At 55.0% G+C, this 17,118-nt stretch carries 14 protein-coding genes and 1 riboswitch; of the genes, 5 read left to right on the top strand and 9 right to left on the bottom strand.

What is annotated here, in order from left to right; genetic code table 11:
• Window positions 1–34: 34 nt before the first annotated feature.
• The 5 genes from SFC07_RS08610 to gndA form a co-directional block, all read right to left on the bottom strand.
• Window positions 35–934, bottom strand: coding sequence for a 3-methyladenine DNA glycosylase (locus SFC07_RS08610; protein WP_411207827.1), 900 nt, complete (start codon window positions 932–934; stop codon window positions 35–37).
• Window positions 935–944: 10 nt separating this feature from the next.
• On the bottom strand, window positions 945–2,009 hold the full coding sequence (locus SFC07_RS08605) for a hemolysin family protein (protein WP_411207826.1): 1,065 nt from the start codon (window positions 2,007–2,009) through the stop codon (window positions 945–947).
• Window positions 2,006–3,388, bottom strand: a complete 1,383-nt coding sequence (locus SFC07_RS08600; protein ID WP_411207825.1) for a hemolysin family protein — start codon at window positions 3,386–3,388, stop codon at window positions 2,006–2,008. The genes SFC07_RS08605 and SFC07_RS08600 overlap by 4 nt, the downstream gene beginning before the upstream one ends.
• A 48-nt stretch (window positions 3,389–3,436) precedes the next feature.
• Window positions 3,437–4,813, bottom strand: coding sequence for a DEAD/DEAH box helicase (locus SFC07_RS08595; protein WP_411207824.1), 1,377 nt, complete (start codon window positions 4,811–4,813; stop codon window positions 3,437–3,439).
• A gap of 110 nt (window positions 4,814–4,923) precedes the next feature.
• Entirely contained in the window at window positions 4,924–6,378 is a 1,455-nt protein-coding gene (gndA, locus tag SFC07_RS08590) for an NADP-dependent phosphogluconate dehydrogenase (RefSeq protein WP_411207823.1), read from the bottom strand.
• A gap of 139 nt (window positions 6,379–6,517) precedes the next feature.
• On the opposite strand from gndA, the gene SFC07_RS08585 reads away from it, so the two are divergent.
• From SFC07_RS08585 to SFC07_RS08570, 4 genes are all read left to right on the top strand, one after another.
• Window positions 6,518–6,982: a PaaI family thioesterase gene (locus SFC07_RS08585; RefSeq protein ID WP_411207822.1), complete on the top strand. Its 465-nt coding sequence runs from the start codon at window positions 6,518–6,520 to the stop codon at window positions 6,980–6,982.
• Between the two features lie 65 nt (window positions 6,983–7,047).
• Window positions 7,048–7,632: a class I SAM-dependent methyltransferase gene (locus SFC07_RS08580; RefSeq protein ID WP_411207821.1), complete on the top strand. Its 585-nt coding sequence runs from the start codon at window positions 7,048–7,050 to the stop codon at window positions 7,630–7,632.
• A gap of 39 nt (window positions 7,633–7,671) precedes the next feature.
• Window positions 7,672–8,451, top strand: a complete 780-nt coding sequence (locus SFC07_RS08575) for an ABC transporter ATP-binding protein (RefSeq protein ID WP_411207820.1) — start codon at window positions 7,672–7,674, stop codon at window positions 8,449–8,451.
• Window positions 8,448–9,191, top strand: a complete 744-nt coding sequence (locus SFC07_RS08570) for an ABC transporter permease (RefSeq protein ID WP_411207819.1) — start codon at window positions 8,448–8,450, stop codon at window positions 9,189–9,191. Before SFC07_RS08575 ends, SFC07_RS08570 begins: the two co-directional genes overlap by 4 nt.
• A gap of 115 nt (window positions 9,192–9,306) precedes the next feature.
• Here SFC07_RS08570 and SFC07_RS08565 read toward each other — a convergent pair whose 3' ends face one another.
• The 3 genes from SFC07_RS08565 to SFC07_RS08555 all read right to left on the bottom strand — a co-directional run bounded on the left by SFC07_RS08565 (window position 9,307) and on the right by SFC07_RS08555 (window position 13,940).
• Window positions 9,307–11,535, bottom strand: coding sequence for a bifunctional hydroxymethylpyrimidine kinase/phosphomethylpyrimidine kinase (locus SFC07_RS08565; RefSeq protein ID WP_411207818.1), 2,229 nt, complete (start codon window positions 11,533–11,535; stop codon window positions 9,307–9,309).
• Between the two features lies 1 nt (window position 11,536).
• Window positions 11,537–12,343 carry a hydroxyethylthiazole kinase gene (thiM, locus tag SFC07_RS08560; RefSeq protein ID WP_411207817.1) on the bottom strand — a complete coding sequence of 269 codons (807 nt, stop codon included), beginning with the start codon at window positions 12,341–12,343 and terminating at the stop codon, window positions 11,537–11,539.
• A riboswitch (TPP riboswitch) is annotated at window positions 12,334–12,445 on the bottom strand. (Overlaps the previous gene by 10 nt.)
• Window positions 12,446–12,539: 94 nt before the next feature.
• On the bottom strand, window positions 12,540–13,940 hold the full coding sequence (locus SFC07_RS08555; RefSeq protein ID WP_411207816.1) for an NAD(P)/FAD-dependent oxidoreductase: 1,401 nt from the start codon (window positions 13,938–13,940) through the stop codon (window positions 12,540–12,542).
• A gap of 374 nt (window positions 13,941–14,314) precedes the next feature.
• Between SFC07_RS08555 and SFC07_RS08550 the strand changes: the two genes are divergently transcribed.
• Window positions 14,315–15,631, top strand: a complete 1,317-nt coding sequence (locus tag SFC07_RS08550; protein WP_411207815.1) for a class I SAM-dependent methyltransferase — start codon at window positions 14,315–14,317, stop codon at window positions 15,629–15,631.
• A 51-nt stretch (window positions 15,632–15,682) separates the two neighbouring features.
• Here the strand turns inward: SFC07_RS08550 and SFC07_RS08545 are convergent, their stop codons facing one another.
• A complete protein-coding gene (locus SFC07_RS08545) occupies window positions 15,683–17,092 on the bottom strand; it encodes an MFS transporter (RefSeq protein WP_411207814.1) in 1,410 nt (469 codons plus the stop codon).
• Window positions 17,093–17,118: the final 26 nt, after the last annotated feature.

Here is a 17,118-nt window from a genome sequence, read left to right as displayed (position 1 = left end):
TACTCCCTCGCTCAAAAAACTTACATGGGGTGAACTAATTCGAAAGTTTAGCTGTTAAGGCCTGGGAAGTGAGGTAGACAAGCCGTGCCCGAAGCGGTTTTGCGCGTTCGGAAATCGCACGCTGGCGCGCCACATATTCAGCCTTGCCTTCGGGGGTCTCAATTTCTACGGCACCAAAGCCATGGCCGCGGACATCATAGGGGGAAGCTTCCATATCCAAGATGCGAGTATCGCGAGCCAGTTCAAAGGTGTCGAGGAAAAGATCACCAGGCACCAAAGGCCCTAACTTGGCAGCCCATTTATATAGATCCATATTGGCATGTAGGCAGCCACATTGATCATTTTTGGGCTGGTCCTCGCGGGTGAGCACCGTGAGGTTCAGTGAGATCGCCGGCGTGGTGAAAAAGCGATAGGCATCAAAATGTGTGCACTTAATATTGTGCGATTCCACCACCGCATCGGTGCCCGCAGCTCCCAGCCGCAGGGGGAGATCATGGCGTAAATCATCTGATTTATAAGCCATGGCCCATTCATGGAGACCAAAACAGTCAAAGTGGGCGGGATTATTTTCCGTGCCGAGCAAAAGATCGTGAATATAACGCACCGAGGAACCACGACGCTCCATAAAGCTATCTAGATCAAACTCAATGCCTGCGGGATGCTGCGGGGTTGCGTCGACAAGCTTATAAAAACGCTGGGTGGCATGGGGCGCGGAGCTTTCCAGCCGCACGCCGGGGCCGGGGTGCCAGGTTTTTAGGTGCGCTGCGCGCACGGGGTAGTACTCAAAGAGGAAGTCAAATACCGGGTGCTTGATATGAGCTTGTCGACGAGCGAGGTGGTCCTTGGTGAACGAATGAGCCCGCGCTTGGTGGGCGCGGGCTTCTTCGGTCCACTCAGCCTCGTCGAGATAGCTAAAGGTGGTGGAATCTAACACAATCTTTTCTTTACTCTGTGGTGCTTTCGTGGGTCCAGTCGTTGACGGTGCCAACGTATTCTTCGATGAGGTCTTCCAGGGTGATCACACCGAGCAAAACTCCGCGCTGGCGAACCTGGGCCATATGGGCAGAGCGATGGTGCATGAAGTCCAGCACATCGTCCATGAGGCCATCAGCATCCACATTGCTCAACGGGCGCAGTGCAGTGCGGGGAATGACCTCATTGGGGTCCATCTTGGGATCAGCCAACCGCGGCAAAATATCCTTGATGTGAATATAACCCAGGTAGGAACCATCGCGACCAGTCACCGGGAAACGGGAGAAACCAGTTTCGCGCACTGCTTCCTCCAACTCCCACAGGGTAGGGCCGGAGCGACCGAAGTCCAGGGAACGAACATCTTCATCGCGGATCACAAGCTCCTTGATGGAGCGGTGTTCAGAACGCAGCGCCTTGGATAGACGTGCGTGCTCCTCGGCGTCGAGCAATCCCTCAGAACGTGACTCTGAGATCATCGAGGCCAGCTGTTCAGGATCAACTGTAGAATCCAGCTCATCTTTTTGCTCAATGCCAAAGGCCTTGAGGGTAATACGTGCCACCCAGTTCATAAACTCAATTAATGGGCGGGTGATCTTAACAAACAAGATCAGCACTGGGGTCAGCCACATGGCCAAGGTCTCAGGGCCGGCGATGGCAATGTTCTTAGGCACCATTTCACCAAAGAGAATGTGTAGCCAGGTGATAATGCCCAGCGCAATCACAAAGGAGATGGGGTGGATGAGATCATCGGGAACGCCAAAGGACTTAAACGGCTCTTCAATAAAGTGCGCGATGGCAGGTTCGGCCACCTTACCCAGCAGCAAAGAACAGAGGGTGATACCAAACTGAGCGCCGGCCAACATGATGGAGAGGTGCTCGGTGGCAAAAAGGACCTTTTCGGCGGCCTTTTTACCCTGGGATACCAGGGAATCCAGGCGGTCGCGGCGAGAAGAAATAAGTGCAAATTCTGCAGCCACAAAGAAGGCATTAGCTGCCAACAAGGCAACAACAAGGAGAATGGTTAGCCAAATACTCACTTTTCATACTCCTTTGCCTCGTCGTGGGTGATGGGGGTCAGCACTGCTTTATCAATGCGACGGTCTTCCATCACGGTCACGCGTGCAATCCATCGTCCGCTGAAACCTGATTCGAATTCATCCATGGAGGGGGTATCAGTTAGTGGCAACAAGGTGACATCGCCAACGCGGGGGATTTGTCCCATGGAGTACATGATCAAACCACCTAAGGTTTCAAAAGGGCCTTCAGGGGAAACATAACCAACACGTTTTTCCAACTCATCGGTGCGGACCAAGCCGGATACTTCCCAGCTGGAGCCAAATTGTTGGAAATCCCTTTCGGCATCGGAGTCGTCGTGCTCATCGTGGATTTCGCCGAGGATTTCCTCGACGACATCCTCAATGGTGACTAAACCTGCGGTGCCACCGTATTCATCGGCAATGAGGATTACCTGGGAACCAGCGGAACGCACGGCATTGAGTACAGCGTCGCCATCAAGGCTGGCTGGGACCACCGGGATTTTACGAGCAAGTTCGCCCACCTGCGTAGTGGCTCTTTCCTCACGCACCACAGAGAAGGCGTCTTTAATGTGCACCAATCCGATGGTGTCATCAAGGTCGCCTTCTGTTACTGGGAAGCGGGAGTGTCCGGTTTCCAGTGCTAGTTCAATGAGGTCATTGACGGTATCGGTGGCTTTGAGCGATTCAATGGTGGAACGAGGTGTCATGAACTCATCGGCGGTGGCGCCACCAAAACGCAGGCTGCGGTTAATAACCTCAGCGGTGTTTTGGTCAAGGCCGCCACTTTCAGCAGAGCTACGCACCAGGGCGGTGAGCTCCTGGGCGGAACGGGCAGAGGCAAGTTCCTCCGCAGGTTCAATGCCCATTTTGCGCACAATAAAGTTTGCAGACTTGTTCATTCCATTAATAAATGGCTTAAGCGCGGTGTTGAATACATTTACGGGGGGCACCACAAAGCGGGCGACTCCCAGGGGGTCAGTAATGGCCCAGTTTTTAGGGACCAGCTCACCAAACACCATGGACAATACCGTTGCGATAATTAGGGCAAGAACCATAGCAATCGCGGTGGTGACGGAGGCACTTAAGCCAGTTAGTTCCAGCACCGGGGTAATAAATTTGGCGAGAACTGGTTCTGCCAAAAAGCCCGTTGCAAGGGTAGTGATTGTGATGCCCAGTTGGGCTCCGGATAGCACGAAGGACAGGTTTTGGTGGTCCCTCTGCACTGCGCGGGCGCTGCCATCGCCCTTTTGTTTGACGTGGGTTTCAACAGTGGATTTTTCTAGGCCGGTGAGTGCGAACTCGATACCGACGAAAAGACCCGTACTGGCTGTAAGTAGCACAAAACCAAGCAGTGAGAGGATGCTTATGAGTATGTCCATTGGCGTATGTTGAGCTTTTTAGCCCTTGGGCAGAAGCCTCAAGGAGTTTTAGCTTCGGGGACCATCTTTCTTTGAAGTCTGACGCCGTGAGCTGGAGCGATTGCCACCGGCGGTGCTAGCGCTACCCCCAGTGCGTTTGCCACTGAACCCTTTACGGCGGGGATTCCGGGTGGAACCCTTGCTGTCAGAACGGTTGTTAGTATTTTTTTGTTCCCTTTTTGGCTGTTTTTGCTGCTGACCTGGAAGGGCAAGCGGCGTGCCGGAAGGGCGTCGTGCACCGGTAATTTTAGCCAATTCAGGGGAGTCTTTGTGGACCTTTACCTCGGCAGCTTCAACGCCAGCCTTTTTAAAGAGGTCGCGGACTTCCTTGATTTGTTCATCCATTACCAGTGTCACTACTGTACCGGAAGTTCCGGCGCGTGCAGTGCGACCTGCGCGGTGCAGGTAGGCCTTGTGCTCAGCAGGGGGATCCACGTGGACCACGAGGGAAACATCATCCACGTCAATGCCACGGGCGGCAATGTCGGTAGCCACCAGTACTGAGATGGAACCATCAGAGAATCCAGCCAGGGCATTGGTGCGGGTGCCTTGACCCTTATCACCATGAATACCTACGGCATTGATGCCTTCGCGGCGCAGTTTTTTCACCTGGCGGTCAACACCATGTTTGGTGCGCATGAACATGATGGTTTTGCCTTCACGCGCAGCGATGCGGGCGATGACCTCATTGCGGGGATCGCGGCTGCCCACGAGCAAACGGTAGTGCTCCATGGTGTCCACGGATGCTTGTACCGGTGCAGTGGAGTGGGTGACCGGGTTATGCATATAACGATCAACTAATTTGCTGACGTCGCCATCAAGGGTGGCGGAAAAGAGCAAACGCTGGCCCTTAGCTGGGGTGAGATCCATGAGCTTTTTCACCTGTGGCAAAAAGCCCATATCGGCCATTTGATCGGCTTCATCAAGTGCGGTGATCTCCACAGCAGCTAAAGAAAGCTTCTTTTGGTTGACCAAGTCTTGGGCGCGGCCAGGGGTAGCCACCAAAATATCTACGGGTGATGCCAGGGCGGTGATATTGCGGTTGATGTTGACACCACCGACAACTTCGAGGGTGCGCAGTCCCATGACGCGGGCGGGATCTGCCAGGCGTTCACGGACCTGAGCTGCAAGTTCACGGGTCGGAACCAGGATGAGTCCGCGGGGGCGACCTGGTTTGGAGGCACCGGATTTAGCCAAACGCGTGATCATGGGCAGGCCGAAGGTGAAGGTTTTTCCGGAGCCGGTTGGTCCACGGCCGAGTACGTCTTTGCCAGCTAGGGCGTCGGGGATGGCAGCTTCTTGAATGGGGAATGCTTCAGTAATTCCTTGGCCACGAAGTTCCCGGACGATCTCCTCGGGAAGATTAAGTTCTAAAAATGTAGTCATTATTTATCAACACTAGTCCTAGCAGGACTAAAAGACCGCTTTTCGACGAAACCCTCCGCCGCAGCACTCAAGGTGCGCGGCGGAGGGCGGCGTCGAAAAGCGTTAAAACCTTAAGCTTCAGACTCGGTGCGATCTCCGGACCACTCGGTGTGGAAGGAGCCTTCCTTGTCTACACGCTTGTAGGTGTGTGCACCGAAGAAGTCGCGCTGGCCCTGGATGAGGGCAGCAGGCAAACGCTCGGCGCGCAGGCTGTCGTAGTAGGACAGGGAAGAGGCAAACACTGGGATTGGCAGACCCAGCTGGGTTGCAGCAACGACCACGCGGCGCCAGGAATCAACCAGACCGGTGAGCTCTTCCTTGAAATAAGGATCCAGCAGCAGGGACTCGAGCTCGGCGTTGGCGTCATAAGCCTCAACAATGCGGTTGAGGAACTTGGCGCGAATGATGCAGCCACCTCGCCAGATGGTAGCGAGGTCACGAGGGTCAACATTCCAGTTGTTTTCCTCTGAACCAGCCTTGATCTCATCAAAGCCCTGGGCATAGGCAACCAGCTTGGAGGCGTAGAGCGCACGGCGAACGTCTTCGACGAACTGATCCTTATCCACGCCGAGAGCCTCAAGGGTGGTGAGCTCGCCGGTAGGCAGGTTGCCCTGTGCAGCGGCGCGCTGGGATGCAGCACCGGAAAGTGCACGTGCAAACACAGCCTCGCCAATGCCGGTGGTTGCGATACCCAAGTCCAAAGCAGCCTTGACGGTCCAGCGACCGGTGCCCTTTTGGCCAGCAGCATCAACGATGACGTCGATCAAAGGCTTGCCGGTTTCGGCATCTACCTGGGAGAGGACCTCGGCGGTGATCTCAATGAGGTAGGAGTCCAGGTCGCCAGCGTTCCATTCCTTGAATACCTCAGCGATGGCAGCTGGTTCCATGCCCGCGGCATAACGCAGCAGGTGATAAGCCTCGCCGATGACCTGCATATCGGCGTATTCGATGCCATTGTGGACCATCTTGACAAAGTGGCCGGCGCCATCTGGGCCGATGTGGGTCACGCAAGGGGTGTCGTCAACGTTGGCGGCGATGGACTCGAGCAGTGGGCCGAGGGACTTGTAGGACTCTGCTGGGCCGCCAGGCATGATGGAAGGGCCGTTGAGGGCGCCTTCTTCACCGCCGGAGATACCAGCGCCGACAAAGTGGAGGCCGCGGGCGGCGATGTCCTTTTCACGACGGATGGTGTCGGTGTAGAGAGCGTTACCACCATCGATGATGATGTCGCCTTCTTCCATAGCGTCTGCAAGCTGGTTGATGACGGCGTCAGTGGCGTTACCTGCCTGGACCATGATGATCGCGCGGCGTGGCTTTTCTAGGGATGCAACAAATTCCTCGATGGTTGCGGAAGGGATGAAGTTTCCTTCGGAACCGTGATCGGCGATGAGCTTATCGGTTTTCTCGGTGCTGCGGTTGTAGACGGCGACGGTGTGGCCGTTTCTTGCGAAGTTACGTGCGAGGTTGGAACCCATGACGGCTAGGCCCACAACGCCAATCTGAGCGAGGTTATCTGCATTAGTCATGCCCTTGATCGTACTTCAACGCTTAGCCAGCTGTCAGCCGGATCCATTTAAAAGGTGTGACCATTTTGGGGTGTGAATTAATTTCCCAGCTAAAACCCTATTTATTGCTCAATAATTTTCGGACGCTAAGGTTAAAAATATGAATGGACACCAGGACCCACCAATGGATCTCTTTTCCCTTGCCTCTCGTGCAGCCGCTCGTGCGCTCACCACTGAAGAGCTCGCAGAACTCAACAACCTCAACGTTGGGTTAGATAGAAACCTCGGACTGCGCTACACCACCATCGAACCAGGCAAGGTCATTAGCGAACTCCACGTCACCTCCAAGCACCTCCAAGTAGTAGGCTTGGTCAACGGCGGGGTCTATTCTTCCATTGCAGAATCCACCGCCTCCGTGGCAGGAATGGTGGCAGCACCAGGCAAAATAGTCGTGGGCGTGAACAACAACACCGATTTCATCTCCTCAGTCCGCTCCGGTGTCATCGTCGCTGAAGCAACCCCCGTCCAGGTAGGCGGACGCACCCAGGTATGGCAAGTGCTCTGCACCCACCGTGGCGAACTCGTAGCCCGCACCACCCTGCGCACCATGGTGCTTGACCGCTAGCACCCACCCGGGGTGCTACGGCGGCGGTGGGCGTCGAAAAGCACCTCGCTTTATACTCGAACCTTATGGCTACCTGGAAAGAAATCACCGCAAACAACCCCGCCCACTCTGAAAACTACGCCCAACGCTGGCGTGATATGCAGGCTGCAGGCGAAGACATCTACGGCGAAGCACGCCTAGTAGACGCCATGGCACAGCGTGGCTCCAAAATTCTGGACGCCGGTTGCGGTCAAGGGCGCCTCGGCGGCTACCTGGCTAAACAAGGCCATGAGGTTTATGGCATAGATATTGACCCCATCCTCATCGGCTATGCCCAAGCCGAAAACCCTGAGGCTAACTGGAGCGTGGGCGACCTTTCTGCCGATCCACTGCCCGCAACAGACTTTGACCTCATCTTCAGCGCCGGCAATGTGATGGGCTTTCTTGCCGAAGAGGGCAGAATCCCCGCCCTGCAACATATTCACGATGGGCTGGCAGCTGATGGGCGCGCCATTATCGGATTCGGTGCCGGACGTGGCTGGGCCTTTGGCGACTTCATCACCCAAGCTGAAGAAGTAGGCCTCGAACTAGAAAACGCCTATGAATCCTGGGAGCTGCACCCATTTACCCCTGAGTCCACCTTCTTAGTGGCCGTTTTCACCAAGAAATAACCCTTGAGGCACCTGGTGGGGCAGCGTAGATTAACCACTATGACCACCTCACCAGGTGCACAAACAGCAGCTATTAGCGCTCGCGGACTCAATGTCCAAATGGGTAAGCGAAACCCAACCCTTATCCTGAAAAACCTCAGCTTCACCATGAACCCCGGTGAAATAACCGGGCTACTGGGACCGTCTGGATGTGGCAAAACCACACTGATGCGCACCCTCGTGGGAGTCCAACACTTTAACGGCGAACTCACCGTGCTGGGAACCACCCCTGGCAAAAAGGAACTACGCGGCAAAATCGGATACGTCACCCAAAACGCCAGCGTTTATCAAGACCTCAGCGTGATAGCCAACCTCAGCTACTTTGCCAAGCTCGGCTGCACACACTCCACCACCCGCACAGTCTCGGATATCCTGCACACCTTAGGGCTAGAAAACTACGCCGACCGCACAGTTTCTGAACTCTCGGGAGGACAACAAAGCCGCGTCTCCCTGGGATGTGCGCTTATTGCAGCACCCGAATTATTGGTAATGGATGAACCAACCGTCGGGCTAGACCCACTCACCCGCAGCGGGCTCTGGCAAGAATTCCGAGATATCGCCCGTACTGGGGCAGCACTAATAATCTCCAGCCACGTGCTCGAAGAAGCCGCGCGCTGCGACAAACTCATCCTCATGCGCGAAGGAGCCATCATCTGGCAGGGCACACCAACCCAATTACTCAGCACGACCGGCGCGACCAACTTTGAAGACGCCTTCCTAGCTGCCATCAACTCCCGTGCTACGGCTGCCACGCAGGACTCTGCCGAGGAAACATCATGAACACCACCTACCTGCTAGCCACCGTCAAAAGAGTGCTAAGCCAACTCCGAGCCGATAAACGCTCCCTGGCTCTCATCATGTTGGCACCCGTGCTATTAATGTCGCTTTTTGCCTATATGTACTCCGCAGACCCCATCCGCGCACAGATGTTCAACTCCATCTCCACAGTGATGACCGCAGTATTCCCCCTAATGCTCATGTTCCTCGTCACCTCCGTCACCATGCAAAGGGAAAGAAACGCCGGCACCCTCGAACGCCTATGGACCACCAATATCTACCGTCTTGACCTCATTGCCGGATACGCCATTGCCTTCGCCATTATGGCCAGCGCCCAGGCACTCCTCATGATCTTGACCCTGCGTTATCTTCTGGGAGTAGAAACCCAAGCCCCCTGGTGGATATCCACCCTCATCGCAGCCATAACCGGCATCATCGGCGTCGCCCTCGGACTGCTTAGCTCCGCATTTGCCAGCAGCGAATTCCAAGCCATCCAAACCCTGCCGTTATTGATCCTCCCGCAATTTCTCCTCTGCGGCCTGCTCATTCCACGCACTGAATTACCCACCGCCTTGCACTGGATCTCGAATGTGTTGCCCCTGTCCTATGCAGTAGACGCAGCACTTAATGCAGCCCAAAATGGCGCAAATATGAACGTCACCCGCAACATCCTCATCTGCCTGGGTTTTGCTCTAGGGTTCTTACTCATTGCAGCGCTGTCCATGCCACGCCAAAAGCGATAAAGCGCTCAGACACCAAACCCGGGGCAGAAAGGGAAAAGCGCCCGAGGCACACCACTGCGAGGTGCGCGCCGAGCGCTATGCCGGGTGGGCTGCGGACCAGGTGCAGCCCTCGCTTTTAGACCCAGCCAGTGCGAGTAGCTTGGTCAAAGAACTCCAACTCATACATTGAAGCACTCAAAAAGGCGCGAGCAGCTTCCACGCGTTGCTGCGGGCCTGCTTGAGCCAAGGCATTTTCCACTCGTTGAATGGCCGCACGGGTTCCAGTGATGAAATCCTCACTGGAATAGGTTTCCAACCAGGCGTGATAAGGATGCTCTGGGTGGTTTTGCGCGGCCAGGTTAAGTCCCACCTCCGCATAAAGCCAATAACACGGCAGGACCGCAGCTGCGCCGATGACATAATCCTGATCCAATACTCGTGCGAGCAGGAAGTCGGTATAAGCCATGGTGACAGGCGATGGGGCAGCGGTAGAGGCCTCCGGCTGTTCCCCGAGGTAACTGCGGTGCAACTCTGCTTCCACAATGAGGCATGCTGCAGCGCCTTGAGCCCACGCCACCTGTGATCCCGCATCTGGTGCTTTGGCGGAAAGTCCAGCCAGGGCACGGGAATATTGGGAGAGGTACTGAGCATCTTGGTCAATATAAAAGCGGAAATCGCGGAAGGAAAGTGATCCACTTCCAAGGCCCTTAATAAAGCCTGAGTCGTTGATTTTCGCGATAATATCGCCACTTGCCCGCCACAACGCTGCCGTATAGGGGCCAGCTGGCTCAATATGCGACACCGGGCTGCTGGTGGCTGATGCAGGAACCAGCTGAGTGGGATCATTTCCGGCAAGGCGTGGCTGGCGCAAATGCTCCCAGGGGGCAGTATCTGCAGCTGCAATCAGGCGACGCTGCGCATGGAAATGATCAACGGGACCATTGCCCGTTCCAACCTGAAGTGAATCAGCTCCGCGTAGAGCCTCATTAAGCCATCTTGTTGCCCACTCGAGGGCACTTTCAACATCATGGCCGGCGGCGAGGCGAGTGGCCAAGGCTGCGGATAGGGAACAGCCTGTGCCGTGAGTGTTGCTGGTGTGCACACGCCAGTTCTCTACCTCAAATACGGTGCCATCAGGACGGACCACGGCATTATTGGCAAAGCTTCCCTTCAAGTGGCCACCCTTGACAATGACGGTGGTGTGGTGGTTAGAGGCAAAGTCCTTGGCTTGGGTAATTGCTTCTTCCAAGGTGCTTGCTGCGGGCTGATCGCATAAAACGGCAAGCTCTGGAATATTCGGGGTAATCACATCCACACGCCGGGTCAGCTCTCGCAAGGACTGCTCTGCGGCGGGATCAAGCAAACGATCACCACTGGTGGCAATCATGACAGGATCCAAAACCACCGGCCCATGGGCTCGCTTGTCCAACCACTTGGCAACTACTGCAATGGTGTCGGCTGATCCCAGCATGCCGATCTTGATGGCATCCACCTCAACATCGGAGAAAACTGACTCAAGCTGTTCCTCCAAAAACTCCAAAGGTGGGGTGTGGATAGCAGTAACCCCATGGGTGTTTTGTGCAACCAGGGAGGTGATTGCAGACATGCCAAATCCGCCAGCCGAAGCAATGGACTTAAGATCAGCTTGCACCCCAGCGCCACCGGTGGGATCGGTACCAGCAATGGTTAGCACCCTAGGAATAGCCGGGGAGTGTTCGCGTTTCCACACCCCCTTGATTTCTGCTGCTGCAGCCTCCGGGGATGCAGCTGCCATGATTTCAGAAACCACACACAGTCCAGAAATGGCAGTCTTGGACAAGGCTGCAGCATTGTCCAACTTCACCCCACCGATAGCCACAGAAGCAATACCGTGTTGGCGGGCCACTGCAGCGATCTCTGCAACTCCGGCAACTCCCAATGCTGGCGCAGCATCAGGTTTGGTGGAGGTAGCTCGCACCGGGCCAATGCCAATTACATCTGGCAAGCTCACGTGCGCGGACTTACACTCAGCAATAACACGGTGCAATTGTTCTAAGTTTTCAATGCTGAGCCCCACCATTTGCCCTGGTGCCAGGCGTTGACGGGCTTGGACATAGGGGATATCTTCTTGGCCAATGTGTAGGTGCAGTCCTAGTTCTGCAGCGATGTCAATGCGATCATTAACAAAAAGTGGCACCTGAAATTCAGCCCAGACATCTTTTAGTCCTTGTGCATATTCGCGGAAGAGGGAGTCGTCGACAAGCTTGTCTCGAAGCTGTACCACCGACACGCCGCCACGCAGGGCGGCTGCGACGATTCCTGCCACCTTATCCGCGCCACCGCCGAGCTCAGGGTCAGTTACCAGGTAAAGGGAAAAATCAGTCATTTTAGGCCTCTCGAACGCTGCAGAGCTCGGCAATGGTTGCGGAATCGACCTCATAGAGGGCGTCGATAAACGCCACGGCAAAACTACCGGGTCTTGCAGCGCGCGTTGCGGCTAGGCTGCCCGCTGCACCCACATGTGCATGGGCAGCTAAAACGGCGTCATGAGCGGTGATGTCGCTATTTTTGGTTGCACCCAAATAGGCTGCCACCAAGGCTCCCAGGGAGCAGCCAGTACCAATAACCATTTGGAGCATGGGATCACCAGACTCCAACCAGGTAACTCGGCCCTGGGACACAATAAGGTCCTCAGCACCTGAGACAGCGACAACCGCACCGGTGCGCGCAGCCAATACCTGTGCGGCCTCCAAGGCCGCTTCTACGGAGTCGGTGGCGTCCACACCACGGCCACCTGCGCCCAGGCCAGCGAGCGCCACGACCTCAGAGGCGTTTCCGCGGATTGCCGCGGGGTGCTTTTCGACGACACCCGCTGCAAACTCAGTGCGCTGTGAAAGACCGCCAACAGCGACTGGATCCAAAACCCAGGGTGTTCCTACTGCGAGCGCACCGGAAATCGCATTGTGCATTCCTTGGTACTGCTCAGTGGAGGGAGTTCCCGGATTAATCAACACTCCTGAAGCAGTACGAGCAAACTCTTCTGATTCGGCGGGAGTATCCACCATCGCGGGCGAAGCTCCGGCTGCCAAGAGCACATTGGCACTAAATTGCATGACCACCGCATTGGTTAAACATTGCACCAGGGGAGTGGTTTCCCTCAAGATATTAATTGCAAATAGATATGAGTCAGCCATATGGGCCATCCCTTCGCTAGTACGAGCTAGAGCAGGTTCAACGGGTGTTATCTCAGCCGTGCTGCACAACTAATGTGGCAGCCAGCACCCCGTGCCTGATAGTCACCCTAGCAAAGGGCTTGGCTTAGGTATGACAAGGCATAAGAAAAGACACCTTCTGTGGAAACAGAAAGTGCCTAAACTTAGCTTTTAGGGTTTACTTAGCGCCGAAACGGTGGGTATCGCGCAGCTCGATTGGCATATCGTTGTCAGTTGCGTGATCGTCTGCAAGCTTAGAAAGTGCAGTACGAGCGTGCAGCTGCTGGCGGGTGGTAGCCAGGTTCCAACGGTTGCGGGAAGTTGCGTTGAGGCCCCAGCTGATCGCGGAGACAAAACGGTTACGGAAGCCCACGAGGAACATGAGGTGAACAGCCAACCAGAGAACCCAACCGATGAAGCCGGTGACCTCGATCTTGCCCAACTTCACCACTGCGGAGAAGCGGGAGACGGTAGCCATGGAGCCCTTGTCGAAGTAATCGAAGGCAGGACGCTCAGTGTTGGCACGACCCTCGACCTCTGCAGCGATCTGCTCTGCAACGTACTCGCCACCCTGGATTGCAACCTGTGCAACGCCTGGAAGGTTGTTGTAGTTCATCATGTCGCCAACAACGAAGACGTTCTTCTCAGAACCAACGGAGAGGTCATCGTTAACCATGACGCGACCTGCACGGTCGGTCTCAACACCAGCCTGCTCAGCAATGAGCTTGCCCAGTGGGGAAGCGGCCACACCAGCGGACCAAATCTTGCAGAAAGCTTCGATGGTGTGCTCTTGGCCGTCCTTGGTCTTGTAGGTAACGGACTTAGCATCAACGTTGGTCACCATAGCGTTCAGGCGAACGTTAACGCCGATCTTTTCCAGGGTGCGCTGTGCATTGCGGCCCAGACGCTTACCGAATGGAGGAAGAACCTGTGGAGCACCATCAAGCAGGATGATCTTTGCGGAGGTAGTGTTGAAGTTCTTGTACTCACCAGCAAGGGTGCGGTGTGCCATTTCAGCCAACTGGCCGGCAAGCTCAACACCGGTAGGACCGGCACCAACAACAACGAAGGTCAGCAGGCGCTCACGCTCAGCAGGATCCTCGCAGATCTCAGCGCGCTCAAAAGCACCGATGATACGTGCGCGAAGCTCAAGCGCATCGTCAATGGACTTCATGCCTGGTGCAAACTCTGCAAAGTGATCATTGCCGAAGTAGGATTGGCCAGCGCCGGCACCAACGATGAGGGAATCGTACTCAAAAACGCGGGTGAACTCGCCCAGGGAGGCGGTTACGGTCTTGGACTCGATGTTGATATCGGTTACTTCACCCTTGATTACGTTGATATTTTCCTGCTTGTTGAGGATCTGTCGGGTAGAAGGAGCGATTTCACCGGAGGAAAGGATGCCGGTTGCCACCTGGTACAGCAAAGGCTGGAAGAGGTGGTGGTTGGTGCGGTCAATCAGTGTGACATCAACGTCGGCCTTGGCGAGGTTTTTAGCAGCGAAAAGGCCACCGAAACCAGAACCGATGACGACGACGTGGTGGCGGCCGCCTTCGGGGCGGGATGGGTTTACTGACATAGTTGTCAAAGTCTCCTGATCGTTTATCTACAGATGAGAGTCTGCGATGTATTTTGCAGTTGTTGAGGCGCTGCCATAAATGAGTGGAGCGTACTTGTTAAATAGTAACCCTTCCCACGGAAACAAACAGGATCGGGTCTAAATTCACTGTCCGTTAGGCGGGAAATGTGTGGTATTCGCACCCACTTCGAACCAGTATGCCCTGAATAATGAGATATGTCACGTTTATTTTGAAGACTTTTTTGAAGGCCTAAATTATGTTTGTTCCGTCGTGCCTACCCTGCTGTAGTGGCGTGCACACGTAGACTGCATATGAGTAAATTTTTGAGCTTCTTAATCTTGTGAATTATTGCTGTCGGAGGTGCACAAAACGTATGGTAGAGGCACGTTTGCGCCATCTGGAATCAATTGATGTTGAACAGTGGCCGGGAGTAGCTTTAGTGCCTGACTCTCCATTCATTGCCATACGTGCTCGCCAAGCCGAAGCTAGGTTTGCAAAAGCGTGTGAAAATGCGGGTTTGGAACTAGTTGGAAATGCGCCCGATCTCACAATCGACCATGAAGAGTTATTTTCGCGTCTTGCTACCACTGGATGGCTGGGATTAGCCGAAAGTTATATGGCAGGAGAGTGGCGGACGGAAAAGCTAGCTGATGTTTTGTTAGGTCTGTTAAGCGTGGGTTTTCGGCCACGAGGCCGGCTCGCTTCCGCTTTTAGCCTGCCTGGCCAAGCCATTGATAATGGTGGCGCCTTGCCCCATGAGCTGATTCGTTTGAGCTCTGGTGACGGTATGAGCGCCTTTGGCGGTATTTTTGCCTCCGGTGTGCCCACTACTTTAAGAACCGCCGTTAAAAGCTTTGTGCCGGGGGCTGGACGCAACCGCGAACCAGGCACTCACTTTGTAGATATCACCCGCATCTCTGAACCGGTGGCAGTGGAAAGAGATGACCTGGGTGAAGCCCAGCGCCGTGCAGTGGCAAATCTGCTGGATAGCGCGCGGGTAAAACCCGGTTCCCACGTTCTGGAGTTCCCTAGCAGCGGTGGGGCAGTGGCAATCATGGCGGCGCGTCGACAAGCAACTGTTGATTCTTTAACTGCGGATGCCCAGCAGCTTCGTGCCTTTCAGGAAACCTTGGTGCTTGCTGGGGTGGAAAATGATGTTCAGGTTGAGGTGATTCCGCAGGCAATTCCCACGGTGCGGGATTGGCAGGGCCAATATGACTCCATTGTGTCCATGGAGAAGCTGGAGGTGGTGGGCGGCCACGGCGCTAAACGCTATGTGCGCAGCTTGGACCGCCTCCTCACCACGGGCGGACATGTGTCGCTGCAGTCTTTGGTAGCCACCGAAAAACTCGGCGTAGCGGGCACAGAGGCGATTTCCATGTTGAAGGCATATATTTGGCCCGCCTTGAAGTATCCCACTGTGGAGGAGGTCCACCAGCTGGTGGATCGGGAATCTTCACTGCGTGTGGTCAAAGAAACCCACTTTGCGGGCCACTATTTAAGAAGTGTGCAATTGCAGCGCGAGGTTTTTGAGGGTCAAGCAAGAGAAGCGGCAGCAGATGGCTTTGATGCCGTCTATCGCCGTATGTGGGTTTATCACTATGCGCTCATTGAAGCCTTGTTGCGCCTCGGGAGTCTTGATGCTGTGCAATTTGCTTTAACCACCCGCAACCGCCGCGGGCGCCGCTAGTTTTTACTAGCGACGCCCGCGGGTGGAGTTGAGCTATCTAAAGCTCGCTTTTTAGACCTCGCGCAGGTCGTTGTTCTTATTTTCCGTCATGGTCAACACAGCAATGAAGGTAATTGCGGTGACGATGATGAGGTAGATTCCCACGCGGGAAACGCCATAGGAAGAAACCAACCAGGTAGCAATAAATGGAGCAATTGCTGCACCCAGGATGGAAGAAACGTTATAGGCAATACCGGAACCGGTATAACGAACGTTGGTGGGGAAGAGCTCAGGCAAGATCGCAGACATTGGTCCGAAGATTAGGCCCATGATGGCCATGCCTACGGCCAAGAAGATAAAGACGGTGGTCTTGGTGGCAGTTTCTGGGTTGAGCAGTACGTTGAAAGAGCAACCGAAGATCAGCAGCAGAACCGAAGCCAGGATCAAGGTGTTACGACGGCCCCACACATCTGCCAGCCAACCGGAGATTGGAATCATCACGGCGAAGAAAACGATGGTACCCAGCTGCAGCTGCAGGAACTCGATATATGGCATGGACAGGCCGATTCCTTTTTCGCGGCTGCCGATGCCGTAGGAAAGAATCCAGGTGGTCACCAGGTAGAACAAGGTGTAGGTGGACAGCATGATGAAGGTTGCTTGGATCAATGGGCCGGTAGAAGTCTTGAAGAGTTCCTTCAATGGAGACTTCACGCGCTTACCTTGGTCAACAGCCTGCTTGAACACTGGGGTTTCCTCGAGGGAGAAACGAACCCACAGGCCAATGGCGATCATAATGGCAGAAGCCAAGAAGGGCAGACGCCAACCCCATGACATGAAAGCACCTTGAGCATCGCCGGTTTCATGTGCGAGGACAGTCACCAGAATCAAGAAGAAGCCATTGGCAATGAAGAAGCCGAAGGGAGCACCCAGCTGTGGCCACATGGCAGCACGTGCGCGGTGGTTGTTTTCTGCATTTTCACCAGCCAAGAGAGCAGCGCCAGACCACTCGCCGCCTAGACCCAGACCCTGGCAAAAACGCATTAGCGCCAAAAGTGCAGGAGCGATGATGCCTACCTGGCCATAGGTTGGCAGCAAACCGATGAGGATCGTCGCGATACCCATGGTAAGCAAAGAACCGATCAGAGTTGCCTTGCGGCCCACGCGGTCACCGAAGTGTCCAAAAAGGATAGAACCCAGCGGACGGGCAATGAAGGCCAGGCCGAAGGTGGCAAAAGAAGCCAGCAGGTTTACTGTGGGATCTTCGTTCTTGGGGAAGAATAAGGTCGGGAACACAGCAACTGCTGCGGTGGCATAGGCATAGAAGTCATAGAACTCAATGGTGGTGCCAATTGTCGAAGCCGCTGCGACTCGACGCTTTGTCTTTTTATCAATGACAAAGTTTTCTTGCTGTCCATTATCAACTGCAATAGCTGATGCTGGTGTGGAATCGGTTGAGGAAGCAGCCGATGAGTCCTGAGACATGATTTTTTACTCGCTTAAGACCTACT

It is taken from the genome of Corynebacterium callunae (genome assembly GCF_046592015.1).
GTDB classification, from domain to species: Bacteria; Actinomycetota; Actinomycetes; order Mycobacteriales; family Mycobacteriaceae; genus Corynebacterium; species Corynebacterium callunae_A.
This window is presented reverse-complemented; position numbering and strand designations above follow the sequence as displayed.

What these genes read in the sequence shown, in the direction of transcription:
- SFC07_RS08600 (WP_411207825.1), bottom strand. Translation starts at nt 3,388, where the DNA reads ATGGACATACTCATAAGCATCCTCTCACTGCTTGGTTTTGTGCTACTT.
- SFC07_RS08595 (WP_411207824.1), bottom strand. Translation starts at nt 4,813, where the DNA reads ATGACTACATTTTTAGAACTTAATCTTCCCGAGGAGATCGTCCGGGAA.
- gndA (WP_411207823.1), bottom strand. Translation starts at nt 6,378, where the DNA reads ATGACTAATGCAGATAACCTCGCTCAGATTGGCGTTGTGGGCCTAGCC.
- SFC07_RS08585 (WP_411207822.1), top strand. Translation starts at nt 6,518, where the DNA reads ATGAATGGACACCAGGACCCACCAATGGATCTCTTTTCCCTTGCCTCT.
- SFC07_RS08580 (WP_411207821.1), top strand. Translation starts at nt 7,048, where the DNA reads ATGGCTACCTGGAAAGAAATCACCGCAAACAACCCCGCCCACTCTGAA.
- SFC07_RS08575 (WP_411207820.1), top strand. Translation starts at nt 7,672, where the DNA reads ATGACCACCTCACCAGGTGCACAAACAGCAGCTATTAGCGCTCGCGGA.
- SFC07_RS08570 (WP_411207819.1), top strand. Translation starts at nt 8,448, where the DNA reads ATGAACACCACCTACCTGCTAGCCACCGTCAAAAGAGTGCTAAGCCAA.
- SFC07_RS08565 (WP_411207818.1), bottom strand. Translation starts at nt 11,535, where the DNA reads ATGACTGATTTTTCCCTTTACCTGGTAACTGACCCTGAGCTCGGCGGT.
- thiM (WP_411207817.1), bottom strand. Translation starts at nt 12,343, where the DNA reads ATGGCTGACTCATATCTATTTGCAATTAATATCTTGAGGGAAACCACT.
- SFC07_RS08555 (WP_411207816.1), bottom strand. Translation starts at nt 13,940, where the DNA reads ATGTCAGTAAACCCATCCCGCCCCGAAGGCGGCCGCCACCACGTCGTC.
- SFC07_RS08550 (WP_411207815.1), top strand. Translation starts at nt 14,315, where the DNA reads ATGGTAGAGGCACGTTTGCGCCATCTGGAATCAATTGATGTTGAACAG.
- SFC07_RS08545 (WP_411207814.1), bottom strand. Translation starts at nt 17,092, where the DNA reads ATGTCTCAGGACTCATCGGCTGCTTCCTCAACCGATTCCACACCAGCA.